Origin of the sequence: Nostoc sp. DedQUE02, from assembly GCF_034531035.1 — a bacterium.
GTDB lineage: Bacteria > Cyanobacteriota > Cyanobacteriia > Cyanobacteriales > Nostocaceae > Nostoc.
In genome coordinates this window covers 21,609-28,559 of record NZ_JAVRBY020000080.1, presented here as the reverse complement: position 1 = coordinate 28,559, position 6,951 = coordinate 21,609, and the positions used below count along the sequence as shown (strand labels likewise).

11 protein-coding genes are annotated in these 6,951 nt (G+C 42.1%); 8 read left to right on the top strand and 3 right to left on the bottom strand.

Annotated elements, in window-relative coordinates:
- Both RMX98_RS32650 and RMX98_RS32645 read left to right on the top strand, forming a co-directional pair.
- On the top strand, positions 1-620 hold a 620-nt coding region (locus RMX98_RS32650; protein ID WP_409882061.1), incomplete at its 5' end, for a tetratricopeptide repeat protein.
- A gap of 166 nt (positions 621-786) precedes the next feature.
- Positions 787-1,038 carry a UPF0175 family protein gene (locus RMX98_RS32645; RefSeq protein WP_322681172.1) on the top strand — a complete coding sequence of 84 codons (252 nt, stop codon included), beginning with the start codon at positions 787-789 and terminating at the stop codon, positions 1,036-1,038.
- A gap of 61 nt (positions 1,039-1,099) precedes the next feature.
- On the opposite strand, the gene RMX98_RS32640 is transcribed toward RMX98_RS32645, so the two are convergent.
- Together RMX98_RS32640 and RMX98_RS32635 are read right to left on the bottom strand one after the other, a co-directional pair.
- Positions 1,100-1,486, bottom strand: a complete 387-nt coding sequence (locus tag RMX98_RS32640; RefSeq protein WP_322681173.1) for a type II toxin-antitoxin system VapC family toxin — start codon at positions 1,484-1,486, stop codon at positions 1,100-1,102.
- Between the two features lie 2 nt (positions 1,487-1,488).
- Positions 1,489-1,737, bottom strand: coding sequence for a type II toxin-antitoxin system Phd/YefM family antitoxin (locus RMX98_RS32635; protein ID WP_229468989.1), 249 nt, complete (start codon positions 1,735-1,737; stop codon positions 1,489-1,491).
- An 86-nt stretch (positions 1,738-1,823) separates the two neighbouring features.
- On the opposite strand from RMX98_RS32635, the gene RMX98_RS32630 reads away from it, so the two are divergent.
- The 3 genes from RMX98_RS32630 to RMX98_RS32620 all read left to right on the top strand — a co-directional run bounded on the left by RMX98_RS32630 (position 1,824) and on the right by RMX98_RS32620 (position 2,810).
- Positions 1,824-1,973 (top strand): hypothetical protein, encoded by a 150-nt coding sequence (locus RMX98_RS32630; RefSeq protein ID WP_322681174.1) that lies wholly within the window; start codon positions 1,824-1,826, stop codon positions 1,971-1,973.
- 304 nt (positions 1,974-2,277) lie between these two features.
- Positions 2,278-2,577, top strand: a complete 300-nt coding sequence (locus tag RMX98_RS32625) for a hypothetical protein (protein ID WP_322681175.1) — start codon at positions 2,278-2,280, stop codon at positions 2,575-2,577.
- The gene (locus tag RMX98_RS32620) at positions 2,577-2,810 is read left to right on the top strand and encodes a PIN domain-containing protein (RefSeq protein WP_322681176.1); all 234 of its coding nucleotides are present in this window, start codon (positions 2,577-2,579) and stop codon (positions 2,808-2,810) included. The genes RMX98_RS32625 and RMX98_RS32620 overlap by 1 nt, the downstream gene beginning before the upstream one ends.
- Here the strand turns inward: RMX98_RS32620 and RMX98_RS32615 are convergent.
- A complete protein-coding gene (locus RMX98_RS32615; RefSeq protein ID WP_322681202.1) occupies positions 2,758-2,979 on the bottom strand; it encodes a hypothetical protein in 222 nt (73 codons plus the stop codon). The genes RMX98_RS32620 and RMX98_RS32615 overlap by 53 nt on opposite strands.
- Before the next feature lie 122 nt (positions 2,980-3,101).
- Here RMX98_RS32615 and RMX98_RS32610 point away from each other — a divergent pair, with 122 nt between their 5' ends.
- The 3 genes from RMX98_RS32610 to RMX98_RS32600 all read left to right on the top strand — a co-directional run bounded on the left by RMX98_RS32610 (position 3,102) and on the right by RMX98_RS32600 (position 6,936).
- Positions 3,102-3,455, top strand: coding sequence for a hypothetical protein (locus RMX98_RS32610; RefSeq protein ID WP_322681177.1), 354 nt, complete (start codon positions 3,102-3,104; stop codon positions 3,453-3,455).
- A gap of 626 nt (positions 3,456-4,081) precedes the next feature.
- Positions 4,082-5,434 (top strand): histidine phosphatase family protein, encoded by a 1,353-nt coding sequence (locus RMX98_RS32605; protein ID WP_322681178.1) that lies wholly within the window; start codon positions 4,082-4,084, stop codon positions 5,432-5,434.
- A gap of 167 nt (positions 5,435-5,601) precedes the next feature.
- Entirely contained in the window at positions 5,602-6,936 is a 1,335-nt protein-coding gene (locus tag RMX98_RS32600) for a dihydroorotase (RefSeq protein WP_322681179.1), read from the top strand.
- Positions 6,937-6,951 lie beyond the last annotated feature (15 nt).

Sequence of the window (6,951 nt, the reverse complement as noted above, 5' to 3'; positions counted from 1 at the left end):
GGCGGTACAGCGAAGCCGAACCCCTCTACAGCGATGCCCTGGCAATGAGAAAGCGCCTGTTTGATGGCGACCATCCCGATGTCGCTAGTAGCTTGAACAATTTAGCTTTACTCTACCTTAGTCAAGGGCGGTACAGCGAAGCCGAACCCCTCTACAGCGATGCCCTGGCAATGAGAAAGCGCCTGTTTGATGGCGACCATCCCAATGTCGCTACTAGCTTGAACAATTTAGCAGCACTCTACCTTAGTCAAGGGCGGTACAGCGAAACCGAACCCCTCTACAGCGATGCCCTGGCAAAGAGAAAGCGCCTGTTTGATGGCGACCATCCCGATGTCGCTACTAGCTTGAACAATTTAGCAGGACTCTACTATAGTCAAGGACGGTACAGCGAAGCCGAACCCCTCTACAGCGATGCCCTGGCAATGTGCGATCGCATTTTAGGAGTTAATCATCCCACTACAGCGACAATTCGAGAAAATCTAGAAATCCTGCAACTCCAGTCTACTCCCCGCGCCATCTGGATGCATCGGTTAGGTAAGTTTGTCCAAATCTTGTTAGCGATCGCAATCTTACCCTTTTTCCTGCTGTGGCGATCGGCTAAAAAATTAATTCGTAATTAAAAGAGCGAGTCTAAGCGATAGAGTTTGCAATCTAGTAGTTGTGAGCGATCACTGTTCAATCAATACTGTGCTAGTTTAAGAAAAATACTGCAAGTATGACCAGTGCGATCGCTTGACTGTGACTTTTACGATCAGACTAGTAAACCCTACTTAAGGCAAGTTGGTAATGAGCCAATTTATCCAACCCATCAAGTTGCAAATATCGCCCGATTCTTTAAATCAAGGTGAAGAAGCTATCCTCCAAGAATTAGCTTTACAACTGTACCCACAGAATATTTTTACCTTTAGTCAAGCACGTCACCTAGCTAACTTATCTGCATGGGAATTTCAGAAACTATTAGGACAAAACAAAATTGAGCGTCATTACAATGAAGCAGATTTAATTCAAGATATTGAGATAATTGAAGCAGGTTTTTAGAAATTGTGACCGTTGTTTCTAACGCTACGCCTTTGATAAATTTTGCATTTCTAAGCTTTAATTACCAGATAATCTCGACAGAATACTGTGCAATTTTCTGGTCTATGGTTACAATTGGCAAATTCTCTACTTGACTTTGGGCAATCAGAATCCGGTCAAACGGATCTCGGTGAATGTTTGGCAAAGTCGCAATCTGTAGAGTGTGTGTCATTTGAATATCTAGACTCTCAAAGCGGTTCAGTGCTAGTCGGTTTGGAATATATTCTTCTACAGATTCAGGTAAAGTTAGCTTACCCGATTTAGTCTTGATAACAATCTCCCAAACACTTGCCACACTCAGAAATAAAATATTACCTGAATCAGCAATTATAGTGCGACTGGTGGAAGATAACTGAGGATCATCTGTTACCCACCAAAGAAATGCATGAGTATCTAGTAAAACTCTCATCGCTAAACTAGATTAGAACTGTCAAAATCATTTAGGATATCTTCTGATAAAGGCTCGTCAAAATCTGGTGCAATGATAACTTTACCTTTATCCAATCCTGGAATTCGAGGTGAGGCTGTATCTGTGAGAGCAACTAGGCGTGCAACTGGAATACCCTTCTGTGCAATCACCACCTCTTCACCAAGTAATACCTGACTCAGCAATTCAGAAAACTTGGCAGTTACTTCAGAAACATTAACGGTGATACTCATTTGCCTAAGTAATTGTTAATTCCTAATATTTCTTAGGATAACACTTGATAACATGGAAAAAATAGTTCAACCTCACTCCCAAGGTTATGAGTAACATTAATATTTCCTTACCTGAGTCGATGAAAGTCTTTATTGAGGAACAAGTAGCTCAAAGTGGCTACGGTTCAATTAGCGAATATCTACAAGAATTAATCACTCAAGACCAAACACGCAAGATGCAAAAACATGTAGATTGAAGAAGAATTCAGAAGTCAGAATTCAGGAGTCAGAATCAATCAGTGGGGGATTCAGACCCACCACTGATTGAAGACCACCAAATCTACGATTTGGTGGGGGTCTTAAACCCGCTTATTCATCCGCCAGTCGTACAGAATTCATTCTGAATTCTGACTCCTGACTCCTGAATTCTGTTCGATAACTTTTAATTGCAGGGCTTGAAAGTGGAGAAGCAGTAAAAGTTAATGATGAATGATGGCAGCAAAAGCGTAGCTCATCGTAGACATCGCCTTTTACAATTGAAGTGTTATTGTATTTACGTCTATGAACTTTCCTCCTCAACTCCAACAAAAGATTGAAAAATGGGCAAACAGTCAAGGAATTTCGACTGAGCAGTTTGTTTTGCAAGCTATTGCAGAAAAAATTGATACGCTGAGTCAACAAGTCACTGAAGAACATACTCAACAAAACTCTGAGATAGCTAATGTACCGCCCCTTAACCAACCAAACATTTATCGAAAAGAAGGGATTTTAGTTGTAGAGGCAGAATTACCAGAAAACTTTGATGTTAATGCCTTTATAAATGAGTTGAGAGAAGAACGCATTCAAGATCAAATAGTTTGATGAAAGTCTTGTTTGATACTTCTGTCATAGTTCCGGCATTAATTGTCAATCACCCGCAACATTCTGTTTGCTTTTCCAAAATTCAAGCTGCAAAATCTGGGCAAATTCAAGGGTTTATCTCAACTCACAGTTTAGCTGAAACATATTCTGTCATCACACGTTTACCCATTCAGCCGCGTATTAGTCCCCAACAAGCTGGGAAATGCCATCGCTCACATTGTGCAAGTCCCTGAGTAGATACGTAGATGCTTCTTTGGCTTGTCTGTCGTTAAACGTCGCTATTCTCTCATCAACCAAGGTGCGATCGCTCAAAAACTGAACCAGATAACCTGACTGTCCAACTGGTACAAATCTAAGCAATACGATGACAGTATAAGTAACTTTAGATAGAGCCAAAATCATTGACGTTCTAAATATATACGCAATAAAATTATTGTTGTAGAACCTAACGATAGAGTTAATCAAAATAATTTTCCCAGAGAATAATAGACAAGCAATATTAAAGAATAATTTGGATAAAACAAATGAACACCAAGATTATTGCTTTTTTGGGGATTACGGCAGCCTTTGCAAGCTTAGGAAGCCAAGTTAACGCACAGTTACCAGCATCAAGCTCAAATCTAAGACAATACAGATTAACTGGTGATTCTCTAGTTGGAATTGATAATAGAACAGCCCAAGAGGACTTTAGAAGTTTTTTTGAGCAAACTAATCCAGCAAGCATTTCCAACAATAACAGAAGAGACAATAAAGCTCCAGCTAAAATCCGCTTTAACGAATCATTATCACAGCCAGACACTTCTGTTTTTTTAGCACCCGCTCAGTCCGGCAGCGACAATGATGGATTGCAAGTACAGTTAGATATAGATAGAGAATAATCAGATATAGCAATCCTAAACCAAGAACTACTATCTAAAGGTTGAGGCTGTAGTTTTATTTTCTGCGTTGCCCAAAATCCTTGTTAGAGGTTGTTTGAAAAGTGGTTGGCTGTGATTTTAGGCACTAACCGATCCCCCCTAGCCCCCCTTTTTAAGGGGGGAACCGGAATCAAAGTCCCCCAATTTATCGGGGGATTTAGGGGGATCTAGAACGTTTTGTTACCGAGAAGAAAACTTTTCAAACATCCTCTTAGGCACAATTCATGGATTGTGCCTACGTCATTTTAACTCTTGTGTCTAATAGTATTAAAGCCAAGATTTCTACTTAAATTAAAACAGCATTATTAAAAAATATCGTTAACACAACGGCGATTCTTGCTCCTCATCCTGCCTCAATACTTGTCGGGTTTTGGGGAAAAGGGGAAAGAAAAAACCTTTAACCTTTACCCTTTAACCTTTTCCCTAAACCCAACTCCGAGTTAAAAATCCAAAACCCGAGCAGTATTGCATCCTGCCTTGCATACGAGAATAAAGTTTTGCATTTTACTCAATTAGCCTTCCTGAGTCGATAATTATGCAATCATTTTGCAGTAAAATTAATCGTCAAGATAGAGGAGGGCTTTGAGATGACTCGTGTCATCATTGTGCGCCACGGTCAAAGCGGTTATAACACCGAGCGGCGTATCCAAGGACGCACTGATGCGTCAACATTAACCGAGAAAGGTCGTAACGATGCAAGTCTTGTAGGCAAAGCCCTCAACAATATCTTATTTAATGCGATTTACAGCAGTCCCTTGCAACGAGCCAAACATACAGCAGATATTATCCATAGTGAGTTAGCGACTCATGCTGAACAATCTGCTGTAGTCCAAGTTTCTGATTTGCTGCGAGAAATCGACTTGCCTTTATGGGAAGGACTGCTGACTTCCCAAGTCAAAGAGAAATTCGCCGAAGACTACCGCACTTGGCATCAACGCCCCGATGAACTGCGGATGCTGCTTAATGATGCACAAGGCACAAGAGAATATTTTCCTGTTCTTGCTTTATACGAACAAGCACGGCAGTTTTGGCAAGAAATTTTGTCCCAGCATCAAGGCGAAACTATTCTCATAGTCGGACATAACGGAATTAATCGCGCCCTAATTAGCACAGCACTAGGAATCTCTGCAAGTCGCTACCATTCAATACAGCAATCTAACTGTGGCATCACCGTACTAAATTTTGCTGGTGGATTGGGTGAACCAGTCCAACTAGAATCCTTAAATCAGACGCAACACACGGGAGAATCTTTACCCTCATTGCGACCAGATCATCAAGGAATACGGTTATTATTGGTGCGTCATGGCGAAACCGACTGGAATCGCCAAACCAGATTTCAAGGGCAAATTGATGTCCCCCTTAACGATAACGGTAGACAACAGTCGCAAAAAGCAGGTGTATTTCTCCAAGATGTAGCAATAGATTTTGCTGTCAGCAGTACAATGCTGCGCCCGAAAGAAACAGCAGAGATCATTTTAAAACAACATCCGAATGTCAAATTAGAACTGCAAGATGGTTTAAGAGAAATCAGTCATGGACTCTGGGAAGGAAAATTAGAAGTAGAGATAGAGCAAGAGTTTCCCGGAGAATTGCAGCGCTGGCGGATAATACCCACCCAAGTGCAAATGCCTGAAGGAGAAAATTTGCAACAAGTGTGGGAGCGTAGCGTTGCAGCTTGGCAATCAATTGTGCAAGCAGCATCAAATAATCAATTTAAAACTGTATTAGTAGTGGCTCATGATGCTACTAACAAAACATTGCTTTGTCATATTCTGGGTTTATCGTTGGAAAATTTCTGGAATTTTCGCCAGGGTAATGGCGCAGTCAGTGTTATCGATTACCCTTGTGGAATCGATGGTTTACCAGTATTGCAAGCAATGAATATTACCACTCATTTAGGTGGAGGCGTACTAGATAAAACAGCAGCAGGAGCATTGTAATAGATTGCTGTGCGATTCATTGCGTACAAGAGAGACGCGATAAATCGCGTCTATGAAGAGTAAAGTTAGAAGCGAGGAATTAGAAGTGAGGAATAAAGTTTAGAAGCAATGACTGAGGAATAAATAACTCATCACTCTTAACTTTTAACTCATAACTAAAAACTTTTATGATTGAACTGTTGCAAAAAGTACGGGTAATCGATCCTGTTTCTGAAATTGACGAACTCTTTGATGTGTTGATTGCTGATGGTTATATTCAAGAAGTGGCTTCACACATTTCCGATATTAATTCTGATACTCAAATCAAAGATTGTCAGGGATTAGTTCTCGGCCCTGGGTTAGTAGATTTGTACAGCCATTCTGGTGAACCTGGCTTTGAAGAACGTGAAACTCTCTTGTCTTTCTTACAAGCTGCTGCTGCTGGCGGCTTTACCAGAGTTAGCATTTTACCCGATACATCCCCAGTTATTGATAACCCTGCGCTTGTGGCACAGTTGCAGAAGAGGAGAGGGGGGACAAGGGGACAAGGGGGACAAGGGGGACAAGGGGGACAAGGGGACAATTTTTCTCCCTTGTCTCCCCTCTCTTCCTTGTCTTCTCCTCTCCCCCAGCTTCATATCTGGGGCGCTATCACCCTAGATGTTGCTGGAAAGCAAATGACAGAATTGGCAAATTTAGCGTCTGCTGGAGTTGTTGGTTTTACGGATGGTAAGCCGTTAGAAAATTTGGCGCTGGTGGGACGAGTGTTAGAGTATCTCCAGCCGTTGGGTAAACCAGTAGCATTTTGGCCTAGCGATCGCCAGTTAGCAGCAAATGGTGTAATGAGAGAAGGGGCAGATGCTCTCCGTTTTGGTTTACCCCCAATACCCGCCAGCGCCGAAACCACTGCGATCGCCGCAATGCTAGAATTGGTTGCAACCATTGGTACACCAGTCCATATCATGCGTGTCTCCACAGCTCGCAGTGTGGAATTAATCGCTTCAGCTAAGGCAGCTGGTTTACCCATCACCGCCAGCACCACCTGGATGCACCTTTTACTTGATACCAAAGCAGTTAAGAGTTATCACACCAGCTTGCATTTAGACCCGCCTTTAGGTAATTCTCGTGATGTAGCAGCGCTGCGTGCAGGGGTGCGAGCGGGTGTGATTGATGCGATCGCAATTGACCACACACCCTACAGCTACGAAGAAAAAGTCCAAGCCTTTGCCGAAGCACCTCCAGGAGCAATCGGTTTAGAGTTAGCATTACCTTTGCTGTGGCAATATCTCGTTGAAACTAAAGAATTCACAGCATTAGAATTATGGCGGGCATTGAGTACCAGTCCAGCAGAGTGTTTGGGGCAGAAAGTCAGTGCGATTTTACCTCATCAACCAGCAGAACTTACTTTATTTGATCCCCAGCAAACCTGGAAAGTCGAACGGAAAAATCTTTATACACTTTCACAAAATACACCTTGGTTAGGACAACAGTTGAAGGGTCATGTTGTGCAAACCTGGTATTAAAAAATGTCAAACGCT

What these genes read in the sequence shown, in the direction of transcription:
- RMX98_RS32645 (WP_322681172.1), top strand. Translation starts at nt 787, where the DNA reads ATGAGCCAATTTATCCAACCCATCAAGTTGCAAATATCGCCCGATTCT.
- RMX98_RS32640 (WP_322681173.1), bottom strand. Translation starts at nt 1,486, where the DNA reads ATGAGAGTTTTACTAGATACTCATGCATTTCTTTGGTGGGTAACAGAT.
- RMX98_RS32635 (WP_229468989.1), bottom strand. Translation starts at nt 1,737, where the DNA reads ATGAGTATCACCGTTAATGTTTCTGAAGTAACTGCCAAGTTTTCTGAA.
- RMX98_RS32630 (WP_322681174.1), top strand. Translation starts at nt 1,824, where the DNA reads ATGAGTAACATTAATATTTCCTTACCTGAGTCGATGAAAGTCTTTATT.
- RMX98_RS32625 (WP_322681175.1), top strand. Translation starts at nt 2,278, where the DNA reads ATGAACTTTCCTCCTCAACTCCAACAAAAGATTGAAAAATGGGCAAAC.
- RMX98_RS32620 (WP_322681176.1), top strand. Translation starts at nt 2,577, where the DNA reads ATGAAAGTCTTGTTTGATACTTCTGTCATAGTTCCGGCATTAATTGTC.
- RMX98_RS32615 (WP_322681202.1), bottom strand. Translation starts at nt 2,979, where the DNA reads ATGATTTTGGCTCTATCTAAAGTTACTTATACTGTCATCGTATTGCTT.
- RMX98_RS32610 (WP_322681177.1), top strand. Translation starts at nt 3,102, where the DNA reads ATGAACACCAAGATTATTGCTTTTTTGGGGATTACGGCAGCCTTTGCA.
- RMX98_RS32605 (WP_322681178.1), top strand. Translation starts at nt 4,082, where the DNA reads ATGACTCGTGTCATCATTGTGCGCCACGGTCAAAGCGGTTATAACACC.
- RMX98_RS32600 (WP_322681179.1), top strand. Translation starts at nt 5,602, where the DNA reads ATGATTGAACTGTTGCAAAAAGTACGGGTAATCGATCCTGTTTCTGAA.